At 71.7% G+C, this 23,044-nt stretch carries 25 protein-coding genes and 1 pseudogene; 9 read left to right on the top strand and 17 right to left on the bottom strand.

Annotated elements, in window-relative coordinates; translation table 11 throughout:
* Positions 1 to 7: 7 nt before the first annotated feature.
* The 5 genes from CT688_RS15460 to CT688_RS15440 all read right to left on the bottom strand — a co-directional run bounded on the left by CT688_RS15460 (position 8) and on the right by CT688_RS15440 (position 5,928).
* A complete protein-coding gene (locus tag CT688_RS15460) occupies positions 8 to 1,255 on the bottom strand; it encodes an ABC transporter permease (protein ID WP_107757610.1) in 1,248 nt (415 codons plus the stop codon).
* On the bottom strand, positions 1,252 to 2,133 hold the full coding sequence (locus CT688_RS15455) for an ABC transporter ATP-binding protein (RefSeq protein ID WP_107758259.1): 882 nt from the start codon (positions 2,131 to 2,133) through the stop codon (positions 1,252 to 1,254). The genes CT688_RS15460 and CT688_RS15455 overlap by 4 nt, the downstream gene beginning before the upstream one ends.
* Before the next feature lie 158 nt (positions 2,134 to 2,291).
* Complete coding sequence (locus CT688_RS15450) at positions 2,292 to 2,981, bottom strand: response regulator transcription factor (RefSeq protein ID WP_107757609.1); 690 nt, start codon at positions 2,979 to 2,981, stop codon at positions 2,292 to 2,294.
* Positions 2,978 to 4,411, bottom strand: a complete 1,434-nt coding sequence (locus tag CT688_RS15445) for a sensor histidine kinase (RefSeq protein WP_107757608.1) — start codon at positions 4,409 to 4,411, stop codon at positions 2,978 to 2,980. The genes CT688_RS15450 and CT688_RS15445 overlap by 4 nt, the downstream gene beginning before the upstream one ends.
* A 68-nt stretch (positions 4,412 to 4,479) precedes the next feature.
* A complete protein-coding gene (locus CT688_RS15440) occupies positions 4,480 to 5,928 on the bottom strand; it encodes an ATP-binding protein (protein WP_231750391.1) in 1,449 nt (482 codons plus the stop codon).
* Positions 5,929 to 5,991: 63 nt separating this feature from the next.
* Between CT688_RS15440 and CT688_RS17870 the strand changes: the two genes are divergently transcribed.
* The 3 genes from CT688_RS17870 to CT688_RS15430 all read left to right on the top strand — a co-directional run bounded on the left by CT688_RS17870 (position 5,992) and on the right by CT688_RS15430 (position 7,266).
* Positions 5,992 to 6,144: a hypothetical protein gene (locus tag CT688_RS17870; RefSeq protein WP_231750390.1), complete on the top strand. Its 153-nt coding sequence runs from the start codon at positions 5,992 to 5,994 to the stop codon at positions 6,142 to 6,144.
* A 1-nt stretch (position 6,145) separates the two neighbouring features.
* Positions 6,146 to 6,634, top strand: a complete 489-nt coding sequence (locus CT688_RS15435) for a PaaI family thioesterase (RefSeq protein WP_231750389.1) — start codon at positions 6,146 to 6,148, stop codon at positions 6,632 to 6,634.
* Between the two features lie 65 nt (positions 6,635 to 6,699).
* On the top strand, positions 6,700 to 7,266 hold the full coding sequence (locus tag CT688_RS15430; protein WP_107757607.1) for an NADPH-dependent FMN reductase: 567 nt from the start codon (positions 6,700 to 6,702) through the stop codon (positions 7,264 to 7,266).
* Positions 7,267 to 7,352: 86 nt separating this feature from the next.
* Here CT688_RS15430 and tpx read toward each other — a convergent pair whose 3' ends face one another.
* Entirely contained in the window at positions 7,353 to 7,850 is a 498-nt protein-coding gene (gene tpx, locus CT688_RS15425; protein ID WP_107757606.1) for a thiol peroxidase, read from the bottom strand.
* 9 nt (positions 7,851 to 7,859) lie between these two features.
* Positions 7,860 to 8,534: a DNA-3-methyladenine glycosylase gene (locus CT688_RS15420; protein ID WP_197431435.1), complete on the bottom strand. Its 675-nt coding sequence runs from the start codon at positions 8,532 to 8,534 to the stop codon at positions 7,860 to 7,862.
* Positions 8,535 to 8,656: 122 nt separating this feature from the next.
* Between CT688_RS15420 and CT688_RS15415 the strand changes: the two genes are divergently transcribed.
* The gene (locus tag CT688_RS15415; RefSeq protein ID WP_095718801.1) at positions 8,657 to 9,295 is read left to right on the top strand and encodes a YdcF family protein; all 639 of its coding nucleotides are present in this window, start codon (positions 8,657 to 8,659) and stop codon (positions 9,293 to 9,295) included.
* A gap of 81 nt (positions 9,296 to 9,376) precedes the next feature.
* Positions 9,377 to 10,390 carry a pirin family protein gene (locus CT688_RS15410; RefSeq protein WP_107757604.1) on the top strand — a complete coding sequence of 338 codons (1,014 nt, stop codon included), beginning with the start codon at positions 9,377 to 9,379 and terminating at the stop codon, positions 10,388 to 10,390.
* An 18-nt stretch (positions 10,391 to 10,408) separates the two neighbouring features.
* Here the strand turns inward: CT688_RS15410 and CT688_RS18100 are convergent, their stop codons facing one another.
* The 3 genes and pseudogenes from CT688_RS18100 to CT688_RS15400 all read right to left on the bottom strand — a co-directional run bounded on the left by CT688_RS18100 (position 10,409) and on the right by CT688_RS15400 (position 12,683).
* Positions 10,409 to 10,960, bottom strand: a complete 552-nt coding sequence (locus tag CT688_RS18100; protein WP_255412679.1) for an isochorismatase family cysteine hydrolase — start codon at positions 10,958 to 10,960, stop codon at positions 10,409 to 10,411.
* A gap of 48 nt (positions 10,961 to 11,008) precedes the next feature.
* A pseudogene (gene nadE / locus CT688_RS18095) lies at positions 11,009 to 11,827 on the bottom strand (ammonia-dependent NAD(+) synthetase); the annotation flags it as partial.
* A gap of 52 nt (positions 11,828 to 11,879) precedes the next feature.
* Complete coding sequence (locus CT688_RS15400; protein WP_107757602.1) at positions 11,880 to 12,683, bottom strand: alpha/beta fold hydrolase; 804 nt, start codon at positions 12,681 to 12,683, stop codon at positions 11,880 to 11,882.
* 45 nt (positions 12,684 to 12,728) lie between these two features.
* On the opposite strand from CT688_RS15400, the gene CT688_RS15395 reads away from it, so the two are divergent.
* Positions 12,729 to 14,135 carry a condensation domain-containing protein gene (locus tag CT688_RS15395; RefSeq protein ID WP_107757601.1) on the top strand — a complete coding sequence of 469 codons (1,407 nt, stop codon included), beginning with the start codon at positions 12,729 to 12,731 and terminating at the stop codon, positions 14,133 to 14,135.
* A gap of 90 nt (positions 14,136 to 14,225) precedes the next feature.
* Here CT688_RS15395 and CT688_RS15390 read toward each other — a convergent pair whose 3' ends face one another.
* Together CT688_RS15390 and CT688_RS15385 are read right to left on the bottom strand one after the other, a co-directional pair.
* A complete protein-coding gene (locus CT688_RS15390) occupies positions 14,226 to 14,747 on the bottom strand; it encodes a DUF2599 domain-containing protein (protein WP_197431434.1) in 522 nt (173 codons plus the stop codon).
* Positions 14,748 to 15,035: 288 nt separating this feature from the next.
* A complete protein-coding gene (locus tag CT688_RS15385) occupies positions 15,036 to 15,659 on the bottom strand; it encodes a DUF1697 domain-containing protein (RefSeq protein ID WP_107757600.1) in 624 nt (207 codons plus the stop codon).
* Positions 15,660 to 15,707: 48 nt separating this feature from the next.
* On the opposite strand from CT688_RS15385, the gene CT688_RS15380 reads away from it, so the two are divergent.
* Positions 15,708 to 16,148 (top strand): SRPBCC family protein, encoded by a 441-nt coding sequence (locus CT688_RS15380; protein WP_107757599.1) that lies wholly within the window; start codon positions 15,708 to 15,710, stop codon positions 16,146 to 16,148.
* A gap of 52 nt (positions 16,149 to 16,200) precedes the next feature.
* On the opposite strand, the gene CT688_RS15375 is transcribed toward CT688_RS15380, so the two are convergent.
* On the bottom strand, positions 16,201 to 17,304 hold the full coding sequence (locus CT688_RS15375) for an NAD-dependent epimerase/dehydratase family protein (RefSeq protein WP_231750388.1): 1,104 nt from the start codon (positions 17,302 to 17,304) through the stop codon (positions 16,201 to 16,203).
* Between the two features lie 77 nt (positions 17,305 to 17,381).
* On the bottom strand, positions 17,382 to 18,470 hold the full coding sequence (locus CT688_RS15370) for a YeiH family protein (protein WP_107757597.1): 1,089 nt from the start codon (positions 18,468 to 18,470) through the stop codon (positions 17,382 to 17,384).
* Between the two features lie 101 nt (positions 18,471 to 18,571).
* Between CT688_RS15370 and CT688_RS15365 the strand changes: the two genes are divergently transcribed.
* Positions 18,572 to 19,510: a LysR family transcriptional regulator gene (locus CT688_RS15365; RefSeq protein ID WP_107757596.1), complete on the top strand. Its 939-nt coding sequence runs from the start codon at positions 18,572 to 18,574 to the stop codon at positions 19,508 to 19,510.
* Here the strand turns inward: CT688_RS15365 and aroD are convergent.
* Together aroD and CT688_RS15355 are read right to left on the bottom strand one after the other, a co-directional pair.
* On the bottom strand, positions 19,482 to 20,357 hold the full coding sequence (aroD, locus tag CT688_RS15360) for a type I 3-dehydroquinate dehydratase (RefSeq protein ID WP_107757595.1): 876 nt from the start codon (positions 20,355 to 20,357) through the stop codon (positions 19,482 to 19,484). The genes CT688_RS15365 and aroD overlap by 29 nt on opposite strands.
* Before the next feature lie 49 nt (positions 20,358 to 20,406).
* On the bottom strand, positions 20,407 to 20,877 hold the full coding sequence (locus CT688_RS15355) for a DUF4262 domain-containing protein (RefSeq protein WP_107757594.1): 471 nt from the start codon (positions 20,875 to 20,877) through the stop codon (positions 20,407 to 20,409).
* 157 nt (positions 20,878 to 21,034) lie between these two features.
* On the opposite strand from CT688_RS15355, the gene CT688_RS15350 reads away from it, so the two are divergent.
* A complete protein-coding gene (locus tag CT688_RS15350) occupies positions 21,035 to 22,207 on the top strand; it encodes a patatin-like phospholipase family protein (RefSeq protein ID WP_107757593.1) in 1,173 nt (390 codons plus the stop codon).
* A 45-nt stretch (positions 22,208 to 22,252) separates the two neighbouring features.
* Here the strand turns inward: CT688_RS15350 and CT688_RS15345 are convergent, their stop codons facing one another.
* Complete coding sequence (locus CT688_RS15345; RefSeq protein WP_107757592.1) at positions 22,253 to 22,783, bottom strand: DUF732 domain-containing protein; 531 nt, start codon at positions 22,781 to 22,783, stop codon at positions 22,253 to 22,255.
* Positions 22,784 to 23,044 lie beyond the last annotated feature (261 nt).

Raw genomic sequence — 23,044 nt, 5'->3', positions numbered from 1 at the left:
GCCCTGATTACTCGGTCAGCGCCAGCGCCTGGCGGTAGGTCAACTTGCCGCCGGTCTGCATGATCGACCGCCGGTAGACCCGTTCCGCGACCACCATCACGGCCCCGGCGGCGATCAGGGTGATCACCGCGGCGATGACCGGCTCCCACCAGTGGGCCGTCCCCTCGACCAGACGGATCGGCATCGTCACGGTCGACATGATCGGCACGTACGAGCCGATCACCTGCCACGTGCCCTGGAGGAACAGTCCCGCGAAGGACGCGATCATGATGAGGGTGAGCAGGGGGGATGAGGTGGACTGGACGTCCTCCGCCCGGGTGGCCAGCGCCCCGGCGACGGCGAACAGGCAGGCCAGTGCCACGAAGCCGATCACGAACAGCACCAGGTACCAGCCCGCGGCGCCGGCTACGGAGGGCAGGAGTGCCGAGTAGTCGGTGAACGTCAGACCGATCAGTCCGATGGCCACGAAGATCGCCATCTGCCCCAGTGCGAGCGCCGTGGCGCCGACGACCTTGCCGACGAGCAGTTGGCGCAACGGGATGGCGGCGGCGAGGATCTCGACGATCCTCGACTGCTTCTCCTCCACGACACTGTTGGCGATGGCGTAACCGAAGAGGATCGCGGCCATGTAGAAGAGGAAGACGAAGACGAACCCGGCGACGAGCTGGACGCCCTCGTTCGCCGCCCCGTCCGGGTCGAGCAGTCGTTCCTCGACGACGGACCCGGCGGTCAGCTCGGAGACGGTGGCGCCCACGGCCGCCGCGTTGCGCTCGAGCGCGTCGGCGGCGACCACGGAACCCACCGCGGCGGCGATGCCGGGGTCGACCCCGTCCGACCCGACGAGGGTCCACGCCCCGGGCCTGCCGAGGAGCGCGGCGTCCGCGACTCCGTCCCGCACCGCCTGTTCGGCGGCGGCGGGGTCGGCGACCTCGGTGACGGACAGCTCGATCGGGGGAACACCCGCCTGCGCGCCGGGTCCGGTCCCCTCCTCGGCGCCCTCCCTGTCCGGGGTGGCCGCAGCAGCTGCGGCGTGCACGATGGCCGAGGCGTCGTTCGAGGCGACGGCGACGGTCTTCTCGTCATCGCGCCCGCCGAGGAGGAACGACAGCCCGAAGGCGACGACGAAGATCGCGATGGTGGTCAGGGTGGAGATGATGAAGTTTCGATCGCGGAGTTTGACCATGATCTCGCGACCGGCGACGATGCGCCAGGCGGACTCGGTCGCCGGCGACCGGGTGGGGGTCGTGGTGGTCATGACGTCACCTCGCGGTAGATCTCGGAGAGGGTGGGAACGACTTCGGCGAGCTCGCGGACGCTGCCCCGCGCCATCGCCTCGCGCAGGACGAGGTCGGTCACCTCGGGGCGGTCGAGGTCCAGTAGTGCGGTGGGACCGTCGACGTCGACGACGTGGACGCCCGGCAGACCCCGGACCCACCCGACGTCCGTACCGGCGACCAGCCGGTGCAGGACGCGGCCACGTCGGCGGAGGTCGTCCACCGTCCCGTTGGCGACGACCCGCCCGCCCGCCAGGACGACGAGGTGGTCGCAGAGGCGTTCCACCAGGTCGAGTTGATGCGAGGAGAACAACACGGGCACACCCTGACTCGTGTACTCGCGCAGCAGGTCGACCATGGAGTCGACGGCGACCGGGTCCAGGCCCGAGAAGGGTTCGTCGAGGACCAGCAGTTCCGGCCCGCCGATGACCGCGGCGACGACCTGGACGCGCTGCTGGTTGCCCAGGGACAGCGACTCGAGCTTGTCCCCGGTACGGTCGCCGAGCCCGAAGCGGTCGAGCAACTCCGTCGCCGACCGACGTGCGCCCTCCGGGCTGCGCCCCTGGAGTCTGCCGAGGTAGACGAGTTGGTCGAGGATGGGCTGCTTCGGGTACAACCCACGCTCCTCCGGCATGTACCCGAAGGTGCGACGATCCGCGACCGTCACCTCCCGGCCCTTCCACATGACCGTGCCCGCGGTCGGCTGCAGAACGCCCATGATCATCCGCATGGTGGTGGTCTTCCCGGCGCCGTTGCCGCCGACGAAACCGGTCATCGCCCCCCGCGGGACCTCGAATCCGACGTCGTCCACGGCGAGGGTCTCCCCGAATCGTCGGGTGAGCCCGTCGAGTTCCAGCATGGTGTCCTCCCTGGTGTCCTGTACCGCGTCCACGCTATGGCTCCAGGGCGGTCCGGCGGATCAGCCGGGAGGATGACATCTCCGGGGAGAGCCGGGAAGGTCTCCCCCTCAGGGGGGAGACGCAGGGCGCGGGCGGACGGCCGTCCGTTCGTCGCGGCTCACTCGCCGGGGTGGACGAGGCCGGCCTCGTAGGCCAGGACGACCGCCTGGACGCGGTCTCGGAGGTGGAGCTTGGACAGGCACGCGGACACGTGGGTCTTGACCGTGGCCTCGCCCACGACCAGCGTGCGCGCGATCTCCGCGTTGGACAACCCCCGGGCGACAAGACGCAGGACCTCGGTCTCCCGGGCGGTGAGCTCGTCCAGTGCCACCGGCCGGGACCCCGCGGGCGCGGGTGACCCGTCGCCGGCGTCCGGTGCCGTGGGAGCGGTGAGCCGTTCGATGACGCGGCGGGTGACCTCGGGCGCGAGCAGCGCGTGGCCGTGCCCCACGGCGCGGACCCCGTCGACCAGGTCCTGCGGGTCGGAGTTCTTGAGCAGGAAGCCACCGGCCCCGGCGCGCAATGCGTCGAACAGGTAGTCGTACCGGTCGAAGGTCGTGAGGATCAGCACCCTGGCCAGGGCCTCACCGGTGATGAGTCGGGTCGCCTCGATGCCGTCGGTGCCCGGCATCTGTACGTCCATCAACACCACGTCGGGCCGCAGTCGCCGACACATCTCCACCGCCTGCGCACCGTCCGCGGCGTCGCCGATCACCTCGAGGTCGGGTTCCACGCCGAGCATCATCGAGAATCCGGACCGCATGAGCGGCTGATCGTCCACCACGAGGACCCGCAGGACGGTGTTCATGTCCGGTCGGCCTCCACGTCGGGGCGGTACGGCAGGCGCACCCGTACCCGGTAGCCGCCGGTCACCCGCGGCCCGATCTCGCACTCCCCGCCGTGTGACCGCACCCGTTCGCGCATACCCAGCAGGCCCAGACCACTCCCGGAGGTGCCGATCCGGGGGCGCCCGGCGTCAAGGATCTCCACCTCCGCGTACGGGGTCCCGCCCGGTCCCTCACCGGTGCGCAGGACGACGCTCGCGCGGTCGGCCGTGGAGTGCCGCCGGACGTTGGCCAGCGCCTCCTGCGCGGTCCGGTACAGGGACAGGCCGACGACCGGCGGGACCTCCTCGACCGGGTGTCCGGTGCCCGTGACCACCGAGACGCTGGTGGTGAAGTCGGCCGATTCGTGAGAGGCCGCGAGGCGGCCGAGGTCGGCGATCCCGCGCCCCGCGGATCGGGAGTGGTCCGGGCAGGCGGATGGATCGTCGGGGGAGGCGGCGCCGGAGGCCCCGGGGGTCCGCCCCGCCGCGCCGGGGGGCCGGGCGGCATCGGTCGTCCGGTCGGCCGACCGGAGTGCGCCGAGCAGGGACCGCATCTCCCCGACCGCCGAGCGGGACGACTCCTCCACGGTCCTCAGAGCGCCCGCGGCCGCGTCGGGGTCGTGGCCCATGACCCGTCGCGCGGCACCGGCCTGGACACCGATCGCCGCCACGTGGTGCGCGATCACGTCGTGCAGCTCCCGGGCGATGCGCAGGCGCTCCTCGACGACGGCGCGGTCGCGCAGGGCCTCGGCCTGCTCCTCGATGGTCTCGGCCTGGTCGGCCAGGGCGTGGCGGCGGCGGGCACCTCGCCAGGAGGCGATTCCGAGGGCGGCCGCGCCGCCGAAGTAGACGATGTTGATGAGCGCGGTGTAGACGAGATAGGCGGGCACCGGAGGGACGAGGCCCGACGAGCGGTCGGCGTCGTCGAGCGAGTCGAGGATCTGCTGCATCCCCGACCCCAGCGCGAGGTACCAGGTCATCCACACCACCAGAGCGGCGGCGATCGCCACCGCGACCCCCACCAGCGCCCTCCGGTCGCGGGCCCACGCCACCGCGGAGTAGACGGCGATGAAGTACAGCACCTGCTGGGAGACCTGCCCCATCACCAGGGGCATCACGCTGCCGATGATCAACAGGTGCGCGGTCGCCCCCAGGCCGGTGAGGAGGGGCAGGCGGCGCCGGAGGGCGAGCAGGGCCGCCGCGCTCGCCATGGCCGTGTACTGGGCCCAGAGCGGGGCGCTCTCCCCGCCCAACACGCCCATGCTCCGGAGGATCTCCAGACCCAGCGCCGAGCAGGCGAACATCGCCAGGGCGAGGGCCGCGTCGGCCCGGAGGTAGTTCTCCGGCAACGGTCGGGTCCACGCGTCCTCGGCGTCGAAGAGGTCGGAGAGGCGATTCCGGCGGGCCCACACGACAGACGAGCCTATCCGCTCGCGTCCTGGCCGGAGGTGCCGACCGCGGTGGCGTCCACCCGGAGCGCTCACGGCAGGTCGGGCGGCTCTCCGAGGGTCTCGACGGGCAGATCCACGACGAAACGCGCTCCGCCCGCGGGGGAGTCCTCGACCCGCACCGCGCCTCCGTGAGACCGGGTGATCTCGGCGACGATCGCCAGACCCAGACCGGATCCCCCCGTGCCCCGGGCGCGGTCGGCGTCCAGTCGGGCGAAGCGGTCGAACACCGTGGCCCGCTGGTCGGGCGGCACCCCTTCGCCGTCGTCGTCGACGGTGATCACGGCGCGGGGTCCCGCGGGGTCCGTGCGATCCACGGTGAGCCCGATCGTCACGGCCTCACGCGCGTGCCGTCGGGCGTTCTCGACCAGGTTGCGCACGACCCGCAGCAGGGCGTCGGGGTCGCCGACCAGACGGGCGGGTTCCACCGTTCCGGTGACCTCGAGTCCACCCAGACCGCGGAGCCGGGCCACCTCGGAGAGGACGATGTCGTCGAGGTCCACGTCCTCGCGTCGCAACGGCACACCACGCTCGTCGTTCTTCGCCAGCAGGAGCAGGTCCTCGACCATCGACCGCATCCGCTGGACCTCGGGCAGCAGGAGGTCGTCCACGGTCTCCACGTCGACCGGGGTGCCCGAGGTCGACGACAGTTCCAGCAGGGTCGACAGGGTGGACAGCGGGCTGCGTAGTTCGTGGGAGGCGTCGCCGACAAAGGCCACCTGCGCGGTCCGTGCGGCGTCCAGCCGCGCGAGCATCGCGTTCATCGTGCGGGCCAGGCGGGCGATCTCGTCCTCCGCCTCGGGCACCGGGACCCGCTCGCCACGCCCGGAGGCGGAGATCTCCGCGACCCGGGACCGGATCGACTCCACCGGCCGCAACACGCGCCCCATCGCGTAGTACACGAACACCGCTGTGGCGAGCCCTGCCACGGGAACGAAGGACAGGAAGAGTATCGCGCCCGCGGCGAGAACGGTGTCGTACCGGTCGGTGTCCGTACCCACCTCCACCGCGAACGTCACGCCACCGAGATCCACACCGACCGACGTCACCCGCAGGTCCGCTCCGCCGGGTGACTCGAGTTGGTGCCTGGCGATCTCGCCGGCCGCCGGGGCGGGGACGGGCGGCACGTCCTCGAGGCCGCGGGTGACCTGGGCGGCGAGCAGGCGGTCCCCGGGCCCGACGATCCTCACCAGATCGACGCCGGACAGTGGCTCGGCCACCAGATCGAGGGCTGCCCGGGGTCCGCGCTCGGAGAGAACCCCCGCCACGTCGACGGCCCGGGCCCGGTCCACGGTGTCGATCGCGTTGTGGGCGGCGGTGCGCAGCAACAGCCACGCGCCTCCGGCCGCGGCGGCGAGAACGAGGATGACGATGGCCGTGGCGATCACCGTGGTGGCCGTGCGGATGGGCCAGCGACGAGGCGTCGTGAGGACCTCGCCGGTCAGGGGGATCGTCCGTGGCGTGGCGGCTCGGGGGGACACCGCTCCATTGTGCGGCCATCCGAGACCCCGGGGCACGAGTGGAACACGTGTTAGCGTCCCCGGATGAGGGAGTCGACGCACGACGGCCCGGAACCCAGATTGGGGCTGACCTTCAGCGTGGACGGTGACGGCGCCGTGAGCTGGCACCAGCCGGTCGCCGACCAGTTCGTGGACCCCTTCGGGCGCTTCGCGACCCTGCCTCACCACTCGGGGTGATGTGGTCGACGACGACGGCGGGGTGATCGCCGCGGGTCTGGTGAAGTCGATGGAGATCTCGGGGGTCGTCGACCCGGACGGCTACGATTCCGAGCCACCGTGGCCCTCGGCGCTCGCGCCGGGAACACTGGCCGAGGTGTTGTGCCTGTCGTTGGACCACGGGCACGACGGGCAGGGCGGCACCCGGGCGGTGGAGGCCGTGATCGCGCCCGAGCCGGCGCTCGCCAACCCGCTGGGCAACCTGCACGGTGGGGTTTTCGCCGCCGCCGCGGAGATCGCCGGTGCCGCGGTGTTCCCACACGAGCGCGAGGTCAGCTCGTCCTCGCTCGACGTCAGATACGTGCGGCAGATCCCCCTCGTCGGCCCGGTGACGGTGCGCGCCGAAGCCCTGCACGACGGCCGCAGCTGGGGGATAGCGCACGCGGTCACACGGGATGACCGGGGCCGGGTGTGTGCGGTGGCGTCGATCACTGTGTACGGCTCACGGTAGATTGGTGTCGTGTCACTCAAGTACGGTCAGGGTGTCCACCAGAACGACCGACGAAGGAGAAGACAGTGAAGATCGGCATCATCCTGGGCAGCATCCGCGACGATCGGGCCGGTGCGGCGGTGGCCGACTGGGTCACGGCGGAGGCCGCGACGCGGGAAGACGCGACCTACGACCTGGTCGACCTCAAATCCTTCGACGTCCCCCTGCTCACCTCGGCCACCGTGCCGGGTGCCGCCGACAAGCAGTACGACGACGAGCGGGTCACCCGGTGGAGCGAGGCGATCGATTCCTACGACGCCTTCGTCTTCGTGACCCCCGAGTACAACCACGGAGTGCCCGGCGGCCTGAAGAACGCCTACGACGTGCTCGGTGAGGAATGGGCGGACAAGCCGGTCGCCTTCGTCTCCTACGGCGCCGAGGGCGGAGTACGCGCCGTGGAGCAGTGGCGCCAGATCATCGCGAACTTCCGGATGTTCGGAGTCCGCCAGCAGGTCTCGCTGAGCTTGTTCACCGAGTTCGGAGACGAGGGTCTCCAGCCGAACGAGCGGCGCGCGGGGGAGCTGGCCACTCTCTTCGACCAGCTCGAGGACGCCACCCGCCGGTTCGCCCCGGTTCCCGCGGGAAGCGCCTGATCGCAGGGGTGCCCGGCTCGCGCCGGGTGAACGACCGCCGGCCCGCCTGTCTGGGAGAGGCGGGCCGGCGGTCGTGTCGAGGCGGGTCAGCCGAGCGCGGCCAGGGCGGAGTCGTAATCGGGCTCGGTGGTGATCTCGTCGACCAGCTGGGTGTAGACCACCGAGCCATCGGCGTCGAGCACCACGACCGACCGTGCGCACAGGCCGGCCAGGGGGCCGTCCGTCATCTTGACGCCGTACTCCGAGGCGAAATCGCTGCGGAAGGTGGACGCGGCGGACGCGTTCTCGATCCCCTCGTCGGCGGAGAACCGCTTGAGCGCGAACGGGAGGTCGGCCGAGACGTTGATGACCGCCGTGTTGTCCAGGCCCGTGGCCTTCTCGTTGAAGGTCCGGACCGACTGGGCGCAGACGCCCGTGTCGACGCTCGGGAAGATGTTGAGCACGACGCGCGTGCCCGCCAGTGACTCCGAGGTCACGGGAGCGAGGTCGGTGCCGACCAGGTCGAAGGCCGGAGCGGTGGTGCCGACGGCGGGGAGCTCGCCGGACGTGGTGACGGGGTTTCCCTTGAATGCGGTGGTTGCCATGCGTCCGTTCTACCCGACCGGGGGCGGGGGTGGCGCGGGCACCGCCTGACCGGTCTGGTCGACCGCCCGCCACAGATACCAGGACGCGACCGAACGGTACGGGGCCCAGGCCTCGGCGCGGCCGAGCATCTGGGTGGCGGTGGCCGGTCCGTCGAGCCCCGTGACCCGTTCGAATCCCCGGCGGATGCCGACATCGGCCACCGGGAACACGTCAGGTCTGTCCAGCAGGAAGATCAGCAGCATCTCCACGGTCCACCGGCCCACCCCGCGGACCGTGGTCAGGGAGTCGACCACCTCGTCGTCGTCGAACCCCCGCAGTTCCGTCAGAGTGGGGATCCGTCCGGTCCCCACCGCGTCGGCCAGGTCGCGGAGCGCGGCGATCTTGGGGCGGGAGACCCCGCACGCGCGGATCTCGTCATCGGAGAGGGTGTTCAGGAGAACGGGTTCGAGGTGCCGGGGCCCGGCCGCCCGCTCCCGGAGACGGCCGGCGATCGTCGCGGCGGCCTTCACCGACAGTTGCTGGGAGAGGATCGAGGAGGCCAGTCGGTCGAACAGCGCGTGCGGACCGGAATCGGGGGCGGGCGTGAGGGTGCACGGACCGACGGACTCGATGTGACGACCGAGCTCGGGGTCCGCCCGGCAGAGGTACCGAACGGCGGCCGATCTGTCGTATCCTTCGAGCATGCCGAGCACGTTACCCGGCGGTTTTTCCACCATCGTGCCTCACAGGTAACAGCGGTACCGTGTCCGACGATAACTATCGGGTCACGAATTCTTCATATCGTTATCGGGGGAGGAACGCCATCGTGCGCAGGACACACACCCGTCTCGTCGCGGCCGCGTCCGCGGCGGCACTGACACTCACACTGGGCGCCGGAGTGGGGACCGCGTCCGCAGGCTCCGCGGAGATGCCGTCGGGCACGGCACTGTACAACGGGCTGACCATGGTGGGGTGCCAGCACGTCGACCCGTCGATGCTCCAGATGTGCGGCGGCCTGGACGTGCTCACGAGTGACGATCCGGCGGTGCTCACGATCAATCCGTTCACCACGGACATCGTGATCCTGGGCGCCGGACTGTACCCCGACGGGGGCATCCGGCCGGTGCTCGAGGAGCGCCTGCGGACCGGTTTCCGGCTGGCCCGGCAGTACCCGACCGCCCGCGTCATCGTGACCGGGGGTGTCCCGCAGAACGGTCGCACGGAGGCCCGCGCGATGGGCGACTGGCTCCGCGGTGCGGGCATCGCGCCGTGGCGGATCACCGAGGAGGGCAACTCCAACTCGACGGTCCAGAACGCGCAGTTCACGGACCGGATCTTCCGCGAGCGCGGGACCACCGGTGCGGTCGTGGTCTCCACCGGCGACCACGTCCAGCGCGCCGTGCTCAACTTCCGGCAGGCGGTCGCCGGGCGGATCCCGGTGACCGGGGTCGTCGCCCGGGGCTGAGGCGCGGGCGGGAACAATTCAGCGCCCGCCGAAGTTGTATGACGCGACAGCAAATATCGTCCCGTCACACAGGAGAAGCCAGTGTCCGCCATCCGCCAGGTAGTCCCGCTCGGAGCGCAGTGGCCGGGCGTCGACCCGTTCCTGTTCGCCGTCCACCACCGCGACGAGTTCCCCCCGGCCGACGGCAGGACCATGCGTCCCGCGGCTTCGCTCGAGGGGCGGTCCATCGGGGGAGATTTCTCCGGGAAGGACGGGTGGTCGATGTACCACGGCTCCGAGGTCCCCGGTTTCCCCCAGCACCCGCACCGTGGATTCGAGACCGTGACGGTGGTCCTCGACGGCGTGGTGGACCACGCCGATTCGTTGGGCGCCGCCGCGCGATTCGGGCACGGCGACACCCAGTGGCTCACCGCGGGTGCCGGCATCTCGCACTCCGAGATGTTCCCCCTGCTGGATCCCGACGCTCCCAACACGATGGAGCTGTTCCAGATCTGGCTCAACCTGGCCCCCGAGGACAAGTCCGCGGAGCCGTACTTCGACATGTTCTGGTCGGAGGACACCCCCGTCGTCGTCCGTGGCGAGGAGGGATCCGCCGCCCGGTTCCGGGTGATCGCCGGCGAGATCGACGGGGTCCGGGCGCTCGACCCGCCACCGCACTCCTGGGCCGCGCGGCCGGACAGTCACCTCGCCATCTGGATCGTCACCCTCGACCCCGGTGTCAGTACCGAACTCCCGGCGTTCGACCCGTCCGCCACCCGGGTCCTCTACAACTACGGCGGCGACCTGACCGTCGACGCTCAGCGACTCGGTTATGACGCGGCAGTGCTCGCCCCTGAGGCCGTCACGGTGACCGCGGGTCCGGACGGTGCGGCGTTCCTCGTGCTGCAGGCCCGGCCTATCGGCGCGCCCGTCGTTCAACAGGGGCCGTTCGTCGGCACCACCCGCCAGGACATCGTCACCGCCATGGAGGAGTACCGCGCCGGCGTCTTCGGGGCCTGGCACCTGGATCGGAACGATCCCGTGCACGCGCACGAGGAGACCCGCTTCGCGAGGTACCCGGACGGCACCGAGAGGCGGCCGGTCGGCTCCCGGTGAGCCGGCCGGCCGCTCGGCTCACCCGGGCCAGTGGCCGGTGCGAAGCAGCTCCAGGCTCTGCGAACGATCGAGCAGTGGTTGGCGCATCTGGTCCTTCAGGAATTCCAGTAGCGCCTCCGAGAGCGGGGAGTTGTCGGAGGAGATGGCTCCGCGAGCCACCGCCACGTGGAGGTTCTCGGCGAAGCCGTCGATGGCGGTCTGCGCCACGCAGCTGTGCGTCGACACCCCGCACACGAGCAGGTGGCCCGCGCCGAGTCGATCCAGTTGGGCCCTCAGATCGGTCCGGAAGAACGCGCTGTCCCTGGTCTTGACCACTTCCACGTGGTCCCCGGTGACGAGATCGTCGAGGAACCGCGCCTGATCGGTGCCGGGGAAGGCGAACCCCTGGTCGTCCTCGTGCATGTTGAGGGTCCAGGTGGAGCGGTCCTCTGCGTGCTCCGTCCGGACCAGGACCACCGGTCGTCCGGCGTCGTGCGCGGTGCGGATGAGCTCGTTCACCGCCCCGACCAACTCGTCCCGCACCTCGGCCAGTTCGGGGAACTCGAAGTACGAGTTCTGCATGTCGATCACCACGAGCGCCGTCTGACCGTGGGCCCGATCGCCGGCTCTTTCGTCCTGCCGCCACCAGGTGTCGGCGACCTCGACCGGGGTCGTGCGCTTGTGGCGGTTGGAGTGCCAGGTCGCCTCTATCGTCTCGGCGGCCCCCTCGGGGACTTCGCGCCCCTCGAGGTAGTCGTCGATGTGGTCGTAGGCGATTCCCAGTTCCTCCTCGTCGGTCTGGCCCTCGGCCTCGTCGAGGAGGTCGGCGGTGGGCACCTTGTCCCACAGTTGCCGCGGCGCCTCCAGATGACGGAGCAGCGCCCGGACCTGGCGTTTGTTCAGGCCCGACAGGGGCAGGAGGTCGGCGGCGCCGTCGCCGAACTTGGTGAAGAACCCGGTGACGTTCTCGGCCGCGTGATCGGCACCGATCACCAGCAGGCCGCGGTCCCCTGCCACGGCGTACTGCGCGACCATCCGGTGGCGGGCCTTGGTGTTCCCCTTGGTGAAGTCCGTCAACTCCGTCCCGGTCGCCTGCCCGATCTCACCGTTGAGCCCGTCCACGCCCGGGGCGACGTTCACCGTGAGGGTCTCGTCGGCGCCCACGAACTCCACGGCCATCGCCGCGTCGTGCTCATCGTGCTGCACGCGGTAGGGAAGGCGCAGGCCCACGAAGACCGCCTCGCCGCCGTCTGCGCGGATCCTCTCCACCGCCAGCTGTGCCAGGCGTCCGGCCAACGAGGAGTCCACGCCGCCCGAGATCCCGAGCACGAAGCCCTTCGCCCCGCTCGCGCTGAGGTAGTCGACCAGGAACCGCACCCGGCGTTCCACCTCGTCGGCGGGGTCGATCCGAGGACGGACGCCGAGGGCGTCGATGATCTGTCGTTGTGTCGCGTGCATGGGCCCAGTGTGCTGTCGATGCCCGCGGACCTGCCACCGGACGGTCGGGCGGTCAGTTCCCGGCCCGGTGCACGAAGTCGCCCACCACCCGGGGCCACCGCGCCACCTCGGACGGGGTCTGCGCAACCTCCAGGCGGGCGTCGGGGAGCAGGGCCTGGAGTTCCTCGGCCACGGCGAGCGGATGCGAGGGGTCGTCCGGCCAGGCCAGGAGGAGCACCGGCACGTCGACCCCCGAGACCTCTGCGCGCGGTGGGAGATCGCTCAGGGCCGCGCCCCGGAATGCCGCGGGCAGATGCTCGTCCGCCACGTCCGGGACGGTGAACGGGCGTCCGGGGTCGATCGCCGGTGACGTGGGCGGCTGTCGCGTCTTCTCGGCCCACCGCGCCCCTCCCCAGCGTTCGACCTGGCGGGCCGCCAGGTCGTAGAGGGCCGCCTGCTCGCGTCGCCACTCCCACGCGGTCGGCGGGATCCCGAGGGTGAGAGAGGCGAACCGGTCCGGCTCCGCAACGGCCGCGGTGATCAGGGTCGCCGCGCCCATCGACTGCCCCACCCCGTGCACCCGTCGGCCCGGGAAGAACTCGTCGAGCATCGTCAGGAGGTCGCGAGCCAAAGCCGGCCAGGTGTAGTCCGTGGGGTCCACGGACCCCGGTGACCCGCCGTGGCCCCGGGCGTCGTACCGCAGGACCCGCAGACCGTCCCGGCCCGCCGTGAGGTCCAACCCGAACACCTCGTCGCGTCGTCGGCTCGAGGACAGGCCGTGAAGTTGAACGACCGGGTGCCCGTCGCCTCTGAGGTCGTGGGCGAGGGCCGTCCCGCTATGGCCGGCCCGGGCAGGTGGCCGTCTCGTCGTCGTCACAATCCGCGCCTTTCCCCGTAACACGCCGCTCCTACCGTGCGGACCATGAGGCTCACCACCGTAACGCGGATGTCGCTCCCGTCCGGCGTCGTGCACCGGTTTGCGACACATGTCACCCCAGTTCAGGGCGAGGCCACGCCGCCGTCGTTCGACCAGGCGCGCCATGCTTCTCTGGGCCGTCGCTCCGGGTCGTGGATGGCGGTCGCGTTCGCCCTGCCGTTCCCCGCCGACCGCGAGATGGTGGCGCGGGCGTGGCTCGCGGTGGTTTCCCGGCACGGGACCCTGCAGACGGTTCTCGACGGTGATGCCGGGGGCGGCGAGGAGTTGCGGCTCCAGCCAGTCGCTGTGCGGCCCACCGGCTGGAGAGTGGAGGAGCCGGGGGACGGTGAGGACCCCCGAGCGGTGCTGCGCAGGGTCTTCGACCAGGTCTGTTGCCCGTTCGCGACGCCGTCGCACGCGCTGTGTCTCGTGGAACCCGAGGACCCGGACGAGCGCCCGGTGGTGGTGATCGGGCTGGACCACTCGCACGTGGACGCGTGGTCGCTGCTCGTGCTGCTGCGGGATTTCTGCTCCTGCCTGGACGATCTCGCGTGTGGCCTCGAGCCGGGGACCTGTCTGCCCCCGGCGGCCGCGTTCGCCGAGCACACCCGGGAGTTGGCGCAGCGTCCGCCCGCCCCGCCTCGTGTGCACGACAGGTGGGCGCAGATCCTCGCCGGGGGTGACATGCCGGTGTTCCCACTCGATCTGGGTGACATCTCGACCCCGCGGCCGGAGGTGGTGGAGGTGCGCGACGTGCTGGACCCGGACGGGGTGGCGGCCCTCGACGCCGCGGCGACGGCGGACGGCGTGCGGATGGTCGCGCTGGCGATGGCGGAGATGACGACGGTGCTCCGCCGTCATGGCGGGGTCGGCCTGCGCGCGGTGCTGCCCGTCCATTCGCGCCACCACGAGAAGTGGCACGACTCCGTGGGCTGGTTCATCACCAACTCGGTCGTCGAGTGCTCGGATCCCGACCCGAAGGCCTGCGCGGCAGCGGTGCGCGATGCCGTCGAGCTGGGGTCCCACGCCCTGGGGCCGGTGCTCGAGCCGTACGGCGGGATGCCACACACGCCCGGGATGTTCGCGATCTCCTGGCTGGATCACCGTCGCCTCCCGATCGACGTGGACCTGAGCCTGGCACCGCAGCATGTGTCCGCGGCCATCCGGACGGACGGGGTGATGGTGTGGTTCGTGGTCAACGGTTCCGGTCTCCACGTCCGGTGCCGTTATCCGGACACCGCCCGCGCCCGTGTCACGGTGGGGGGATGGCTGGACGAGCTGTGCGCGGGGCTGGTCCGGCGGTCCGTCGACGGCCAGGGGCCCCGGGCCCGGAGAGGCGTGGCCGGGCCGCGCGATCCGGACGCGGGAGAGCGCCCCACGACCGCACCGCACCGGGCCGCCGTCCCGGCCTGATCCGGGTCCCCCGCGGCTCGCTGGCGGGTGAGTCCTGAGCCGGTGGGTCGGACCGGTGGGGCCAGGACCCCGAACCCGGGGACCGCCCCCTTACACTTCCGGCCCCCCGGGGTTGCAGCCCTCGGCGAGCATCTGTTCGGCCGCCACCACCGGCCGCCAGGGCTCCAGATTCCAGGTCGGTTTGTCCGGCTCGAGGATCCGCGCCCACGTCCAGTGGCAGTCGAACTGCTCCCGCATCCCCGGGGTTCCCCCGTCCGGGGCGAGCGTCACGACCTCCTGCCAGGCCGCGTCCGCATCGAGGGGTCCCCACGCCTGTCGCCCGGCCGGGGTGGGGGCGACCTTCAGGGTGACGCCGAAGTCCGAGTCCGCCCACGTGGCCGAGGCGATGAGTGGGGCCGCAGCGGGCGGGGCCCCGGGAGGCGGGGAGGCGGGGGTCGGGGGCGCGCTCGGGCGCTGCTCGGCGGACGGCGGCGCCGGCCGCGACGACGAGCTGGCCTCCTCCAGGGCAGGCCCCGCTGTCCGCCCCGGCCCGGACCCGGAGCAGCCGGTCGTGGCCGCGACCACGAGCAGGGCCGCGGCGGCCAGAAGTGGGCGTGCGGGGCGGGAAGGCATCGTTTGCAGTCTGCCAGTTGGTGGATCGTCGGCCCGGTGACGAGACTCGCGGGACGCATGGGGTTGCGCGACGGGTGTCTCTGCCGCGATCCTTGGTGCTGGGGAGCCCCGGTGACCGCGGAGAGTCCGTACGCCGCCCCCGTGCGAGGAGTGTTACCGATGCCCATGTTCGACTTCAGCGAGATGCAGGCTTTCTGGGACGGGATCTTCCCGGCGGTCTTCGGGCCGCTCGCGGCCTTCGTCGACACGATCGGTGCGTCCGTCGAGGGGCCCTGACTCACCCCTGACTCACCCCGCAGCGAGGATCCGGGCCAGGGTCTTGAGGTTCCTGGTGGTGAGGTGACCCTTGTTCTCCCGGCCGTCGAGCACCGCGGACGCGTCCGAGGTCAGCGTCGAGCCGCGGGGGACCCGCCAGTACACGCAGCCCGCGCCCTCGGCCACCGCCTCCGTGCTGCTGGTGGTCATCCTGGCCCCGGCATGCGCGTCGGTGCCGGCGGCCACCTCTCCGACCTCACGGATGGCCGCGTGCATCGCGACCGCCACCCGGGTCGTCACCTCCGGGTCATCCGAGAACACCACGTAGTCGTGGTGTTCGGGCAGCGTGTCGAAGGGGTACGAGGACGCCATCGTCGCCACGTCGTCGAGCGGGAGGACCTGCAGCACGGACCGGTAGCCGAACCTCTCCGCGTAGGCGGCCTCGAGTGCCGCGCGCAGCTCGGGTACCGGTCGCTCATCGGTGACGATCACGTTTCCGGTCGCCAGCACCGTCCGGACCGACGTCCCGCCCGCGGCCTCGGTGCACTCGATCAGGTCGCTCATGGCGATGCGGCCGCCCTTGCCGACGTTGATCCCACGCAGTAACACCACCCTGCGGTGCCCCGGGTCGTCCGTCTGTGCAGATCGAGAACTCATCCCCCGATCTTCCTCCCGGGCCGGCCCCGCGCGGGTAGCTTTCCGGCCATGGCAGTCTCAGTGCAGTCAGTGGTCACGATCGAGGCCGGCGTCCCCGAGATCATGGAGGTCCTCGCCGATGTCGACTCCCTCGTGGAGTGGTCGAGCGCTCACCGCGCGGTCGAGGTCAGGGAGGCCGACGACGAGGGGTGGCCCATCGTCGTGTGGGAGCGGGTGTCCCAGTACGGCGTCACCGACGAGATGGTGGTGCGCTACGAGTGGTACGACGGCGAGGTGAGCTGGTCGCTGGTCGAGAGCGGTTCCCAGAAGGTCCAGAACGCCCGGTACGAGCTCACGGACAACGGGGACGGCACCACCAAGGTCGTCTTTGATCTCGAGGTTGATCTCAAGATCAAGCTCCCGGGGCCGGTGGTCAAGAAGGCCCAGAAGCACATCGCCGACGTGGCCACCACGGGGCTGCGGAACGAGGTTCTCCGGCGACACGGTTGATCGCCCCTCTCCCACGCCTCGCGCCCGCCCCGCTCGCTCGGGCGAGCGGGGCTCAGGGGAACCGGCGGGAGGAGATCAGCCCGTCGGCCAGGCTCCGGCGCACCAGATCGGGCACGGATCTGCGTCGAAGGGGTGCGCTCCCGGTGTGGGCCAGGCGCGCGATCCCGTCGAGCAGGTCGGCCATGGCCTCTCGCGGTGCCCACGACGGAGCCCAGCCGAGTTCGTCACGTGCGCGGACGCAGTCCAGGAGGGGCACGCTGAACGCCAGGTCGAGCCATCCGCGGTCCACCGGTTGCAACCGGGCCCGCCACGTCAGCCCGACGATCGCCCCGAGCAGTGCCAGGGGGACGTGAACCGGCCGGGCCCCGAGCACCTCGGCGAGATCCTCCCTGGTGAACGGTGGATCGGCCGCGAGGTTGAACGGGCCGGTGGCGCCCTGGCCGATCACTCGGACGAGAGCGTCGGCGACATCGTCCGCATGAGCGAGCGGCAGGCACAGGGCCCGGTCGAGCGGCAGCAGCGGCAGCCGCGGCACGAGATGTGCGGGCACGTAGGCGGGGAGTCCGTATCGGGTCAGCCCGCTCGCGGCTGCTCGCTGGACGATGAAGCCCGGCCGCATCCGGGCGACGGGCACCGCCTCGCCGCCGTGGCGACTCTCGTGCTCGTCGATGAGCCTCTCCGCCATGGCCTTGTGTCGGCTGTAGGCCGAACCCGACACCCCCGTCGTCGCCCAGGTCTCGTCGACGTGCTCACCGTGGCGGCCCGGCGCGTAGGTCCCCACGGAGGAGATGTGAACCAGGTGCCCCACCCCGGCCGACTGCGCGGCCTCGAGGACCGCGGCCGTTCCACCGACCCCGACCCTCTCGAGGTAGCGGACGTCGCGGGTGGGCTGGAAACCCCAGGCCAGGTTGACCACCGTGTCCGCGCCGCTGACGTGGCGACCGAGTTCGCGGGCCGCCCCCGGGCCGGAGACGTCCACCGCGCGCCAGTCGACGCCCCGGTACTCGCCGACGGGATCCGGCGGGCGGCGCACCAGCCCGACTAGCTCCTCACCGGAGCGCGTCTCGCGGAGGCGACGGAGCAGCGCGGTGCCGACATTCCCGCTCGCGCCGATGATGACGATCCGCATTCCGGCCTCCTCGCGTGGGAGCTGCAAGGACGTCGACGCTACCTGCCACGTCGTGGTCGTCAACCGCTGGCAGTCGGGGCCTCACCCGACCCCCGGCGGGGTGATCAGACCGTCGGGGAGATGAGCAGGACGCCGGCCAGCGCGAGTCCCGCGACCCACGTCGTCGAGGCGGCGGCCAGGATGACCGGCCGCGCGCCGACCCTGCGCATCGCGGCGAGCCGCACCCCGGTCCCGAGCGCGAACATGGCGCACGTGAGCAGTACGGTCTGCGCCGCGGAGGCGACGTCGAGGGCCGTGGTAGGGACCAGCCCGGACGAGCGCAGGCAGACCAGGATCACGAACGCGACGATGAACCCGGGGACCAGCGGAGGCCGCGTGCCCCTGCCGTCGGCGCCGGTCGTCCGACGCCGGTGGAGGCTGATGATGGTGACGACGGGGGCCAGCAGAAGGACGCGGGCGAGCTTCACGACGGTGGCCACCGCCAGAGCGGAGCCGCCGATCGCGCCGCCGGCCGCGATCACCTGGGCGACCTCGTGGATCGATCCACCGGCCCACATGCCCGCTGCGGTGTCCGACAATCCCAGCCCCGTCGACAGGACCGGGACCGCGACGATCATCAGGGTGCCGAAGACGACGACGAGGGTGACGGCCGTGAGGACCTCCTCCTCGTCGGCGTCGGAGACGCTGTCCACGGCGGCCACCGCGGCCGCGCCGCAGATCGAGAATCCGCAGGCGATGAGCAGGCGCTGGGTCCAGCCGAGGCCGAGCGCGCCGCCCAGCGCCAGGGTGCCGACGATTCCGAGGACCACGATGACGACGACGAGCACGATGACCTGCCACCCCAGGGCGGTGATGTCGCCCAGCACGAGGTGGAGGCCGAGCAGGGCGATCCCGATCCGCAACAGTGTCCGGGACGAGAAGGCCAGGCCCGCCGCGGCACGGGTCGGAACCCGCACGATGTTGCCGAGTGCAGCGCCCAGCACGATCGCCACGAGCATCGGGTTGAGGGTGGGGAGCAGGTGGCTGACCGCCAGTGCCACGGCCGTGCCCGAGAGCGTCAGCGCCGTACCCGGCACCGCCGCACGCGCCGTACCCGGCACCGCCGCACGCGCCGAGCGGGGCGGCGCCGTCTCCGCAGACGACCCCGCCGGGGGTGTGTGGCGGCGCGGCCGGGTGGCCAGGGGGGTGTCCATGGCTCCAGGGTGGTTGCCCGGCACCTCGCGCGGAAGCCGGCAGTACGGCATCGATGTATATCAGAAACACATGACCGGAACGGTTGCCATATGCTCATCGCATGACCAAAAGGTGGCCCGACCTGCTCGTGCTCGAGCTTCTGGTCGGCGTCGACGAGAAGGGCAGTCTGAGCGCGGCGGCCAGAAAGGTCGGGATGGCACAGCCCAACGCGAGCAGGGCGGTCAAGGAACTCGAGCGTCAGTTCGGGATGCCGTTGCTGCGGCGGCATCCGCGGGGTGCCACGCTGACCCCTCACGGGACGGTGCTGGCCCACTGGGCGCGACGGGTCCTCGGCGAGACGAGCAGGTTGCTGGAGGTGGCGCAGAGCCTGCAGTCCGAACGGTCCGCCACCCTGACCGTGGGCGCGAGCATGACCGTGGCAGAACACCTGATGCCCCGCTGGCTGGGGGCACTGAGCGGTGCGCGACCGGAGGTGAACATCCACCTGCAGGTCCACAACTCGGTGAGGGTCGCCGAGCTGGTGCTGGACGGCGCCTGTGATGTCGGGTTCATCGAATCCCCGACGGTGCCCCCCGGCCTGCACTCCGGCACCGTCGCCCGCGATCGGCTGGTCGTGGTGGTCCCGCCGTCACATCCGTGGGCACGGCGCCGGACCCCGGTGACCATCGCCGAGCTCGCGGCCACCCGGTTGGTGGTGCGGGAGCCGGGCTCCGGAACGCGGACGACCCTGGACCGGGCCCTGCAGGAGTACGAGCGCCCCGCGCCCCTACTCGAACTCGCCAGCGCCGCCGCCATTCGCACCAGCGTCCTGGACGGTGTCGGGCCGGCGGGGATGAGCACGCTCGCCGTGGCGGACCAGGTGGCCTCCGGCGCCCTGAAGGTCATCGAGATCGACGGCCTGGATCTGCATCGTGAGTTGCGTGCGGTGTGGCGGCCGCCGCGCCAGCTGTCCGGTCCGGCGGGTGACCTGGTGAACCTCGCGCGGCGCAGTCACCGGGGTGGGGGCGGGATCACTCCCGAGGTGCGGACCCGCCGCTGAGCAGCTCCAGAACGCGGCGGACCCCCACGGCGGGGAGTTGTCCGGGTGCGGAGGCCGCGCCCACCGTGGCGAAGGTGGCCGACGAGCCGAACGGTCCGCCACCGAGTCGGGTGACCGCCCCGAGGCCACCCATCGACATGGTGATCAGCGGGATGCGGGCGGCACGGTGGCGTTCCTCGGTCGCGGACAGCAGCGCCACGACGTCGGCGGCGGACCGTGGCGTCACGGCGATCTTGGCCACGTCCGCCCCCGCGTCCTCCATGGCGGCGAGCCGCGACACGATCTCCTCGGCCGGCGGGGTCGCCGCGAAGTCGTGGGTGGACGCGACCACCGCGACCCGGTGGTGGTGGGCCGCGGCGATGGAGTCCGCCGCGAGCGGGTGCAGGTACTCCACGTCCACGGCGGCCGCGGCACCGGTGGAGGACAGTGCCTCGACCATCGCGACGTAGGTCGTCGGGGAGATCTCCGCGCCCCCGCCCTCGCCACGGGTGCGGAATGTGGCCAGGATCGGCACCCCCGGCAGCAGCGTCGAGAGTCGCTCGAGGGCCTCCACCGCCGGGGCCGGGTCACCTCCGGCCCCGGCGGTGAAGGGCTCGAAGAGGTCGACCCGCCACTCGACGACATCCACCAACCGACCTGGTGACCGGCCCGCCCACGAGTCCGTGTCCGAGTCCGTGTCCGTCGAGGCTCCGTTCCGGGGTGTCCCCGCCTCGGCCGCGCTCCGGTACCCGTCGTCGGCGGCGACCAGCGCATCGACCTGCGCCTCGAGCTCCGCGAGATCCCGTCCGGTGAGCGGAACGATGATCGACGGCGAACGTGAGTCCAGGTGGAGCCGATGGCGGGGCATGGATAGACCCTACGACGACCCCGCCGTGCCGGAGGCCTCGGCAGTGACCTCAGCAGCACCCCTCGCACGGGCAGCGCCGACGGGCGGGTACAAGTTCCAGGGCGCTGAGGCCGCCGGAGCCGGCGGTGCGGTAGTAGCGGCCCGCCCACCGCAGCGTCCTAGAGGGGCGCCGAACCGGCGTGAGTTCCCACGTCGGCCCGTCGGGGCCCTCACACAGGAGGTGGCCGGCGTCGAGGACCCCGCCGTCCAGGACGGACCCGCCCCACCGGGTGAGCAGCGCGGCCGTCTCACGGGCGCCCAGGCCGCGGACAAGGAGCTCGGGGTGTCCGCGACCGGTGAGCCCGACCGTGTATCCGAATCGCTGGTCCGGTGGGAGGGGTGCGGAGTGACAGTCCACGCAGGTGCAGCCCTGGCCCACGTGGACCACGTGGATGCCGTACCGGTCGATGTTGGCGGCGACGACGGCCATGTCGGGGTCGATGGAGGCCACGGGGCGGAACGGGATGACGGTGTGGGACACGGGAACTCCTGGTTGTCTGGTGTGCGATCGTCCGTATCGAACAGGTGCTCGATACGAGTGCGACGATAGATCGCCCCTACGACACGGACGCCGAGGTGCCGTGATGATGCGCGCGGCCTCGGTGCACACTTGAGTGAGGACGAGGGAGGGGAACCGCATGAGGGTCGCGTTGGCACTGGGTTCCGGCGGGGCGCGCGGATATGCGCACATCGGGGCCATCCGCGAGCTCCAGTCGCGCGGACACGAGGTGGTCGGAGTGTCCGGGGCCTCGATGGGCGCGGTGGTGGGGTCGTTGCTCGCGGCCGGCGAGCTGGACCGTTTCGAGGAATGGGTGAGAGGTCTGGCACAGCGGGACGTCCTGCGGCTGCTGGATGTGTCCTTCGCCGGCGGGGGGGCGATCCGCGCCAACAAGATCATGGGCGTGATCGGCGAGATGCTCGACGACGTGCGGATCGAGGATCTCGCGATCCCCTACACCGCCGTGGCCACCGACCTGCGGGCGAGGCGGGAGGTCTGGTTCACCCGGGGCCCGGTGGACATCGCCGTGCGTGCGTCGTTCGCCATCCCGAGCATCGTCACGCCGGCGATCGTGGGCGGGCGACTGATGATCGACGGCGGCGTGACCAACCCGGTCCCGCTCGAGCCGCTCGCCTCGGTGGACAGCGATCTGGTTCTGGCGGTCTCACTGACCGGTCGCCGGGAGGGGATCCGTGGTTCCACCTTCCAAGAGAGCTCGGACCCCGAGGAACCGTCGGCCGTGGCGGATCCGAAGATCTCCAAGAAGGGGGGCACGGTGACGGCGACCACCGCCAGGCTCTCCGGTCGCATCCGGACGGCGGCGGCGGACGTGCGGGACGCCGACCTGGTCAGGCTGGTCGCGGCCCGCTTCGGTCAGGACTCGACAGGTCAGGACCCCACGGGCCAGGACCCGATCGGGGAGGAGGCGACCGGGATGGATTCGACGGGGCCGGGGGCCGAGCCCCGGCCACGTGCCTCCGAGAGGTCGACTCCTGGTGCGTCGGCGACACCGTCCCCCGAGGTCGAGGAGGCTGTGGAAGAGGGAGAACGCGAGGTCCGGGCCGAGGCCCAGAGCGACGAGCGCGGCCTGGAGTCCCTCCCGGGCACACTCCGGATCTTCGACGTGGTCTCCCAGTCGATCGAGGCCATGCAGAGCATTCTCACCGGCTACCGGATGGCGGGCAACCGTCCCGATGTCCTCGTGGAGGTGCCGTCCGACGCGTGCTCGGCGTTCGACTTCCACCGGGCGGAGGAGATGATCGAACTCGGCCGCCGGCTCACCGCGGAGGCGCTGGACCGGGAGGGGGTGTGAGAGCCCACCGTGCGACCCGGTGCGCCCCGATCCGGCTGAGCTCCCCTAACCCCCCTGGCCGACCTGCGGCAGGTGCTGCGGGCAGAACGCCCTGACCGCGGCGGCCACGACCACCGGCGCCTCGGTCACCGGTGCGTCGGGGTGGGCGTCGTTGTACTGCCGGACCACGTCGACATAGCCCATGTCGCCGTCGAGTGACGCGCAGGCGTCGCGCCCCCGGGTGAGGTAGTCCGGTTCGTCGTCGGCGACCACGCCGACCGTCCGGATCTCGCCGAGGAACTGCTCCTCCGGGGACCTCCCGTCGTCGCCCGCGTCCGGGGCCGGCTGCTCGCCGGTCGTCGCCCCGTCGCGGTCGGTGGCGTCGCCGACCGCGGAGGTGGCCTCGGCGGCCACGGACCCCACCGCGCTGGTCGCCTCGCCGACCGCCTCCTCCGCGGTCCCCTCCTCCCCGCACCCCCCGAGCGCCAGGACGAGCACCGCGAACCCCGACGCGGCGACGATCCCGCGTCGTCGGACGGGACGGATGTCGCGGGCGCCCCGGGCGGACCGCTCGGCTCGGTGTGCACGTGCGCTCATGACGGGCCCTCCTCGATGTGGGATGTGGGATGCGCCGAGTGGGGCCGACTGCGTGCCCGGGCGCGGGGGTCCTCCATGCGGGAAGAGTACGTACGCGGTCTGCCAGCTCGAGAGGGTTCGGCGGAGACGATGCGACCGGTGTCACAATCGAGACGAGATCGAGACCCGCCCGTCAGTGGCGCCCGGCCCCGTGAGGCGGGTGGGGAGCACACTGGCCGGGACACCGGGGTGGACCGCTGCCGGATCAAGTCCGGTCGTCGC

The sequence above is a fragment of the Dietzia sp. JS16-p6b genome (assembly GCF_003052165.1).
Classification (GTDB): domain Bacteria; phylum Actinomycetota; class Actinomycetes; order Mycobacteriales; family Mycobacteriaceae; genus Dietzia.
The sequence above is the reverse complement of the archived record's forward strand: the minus strand, read 5'-3'. Positions and strand labels throughout refer to the sequence as shown.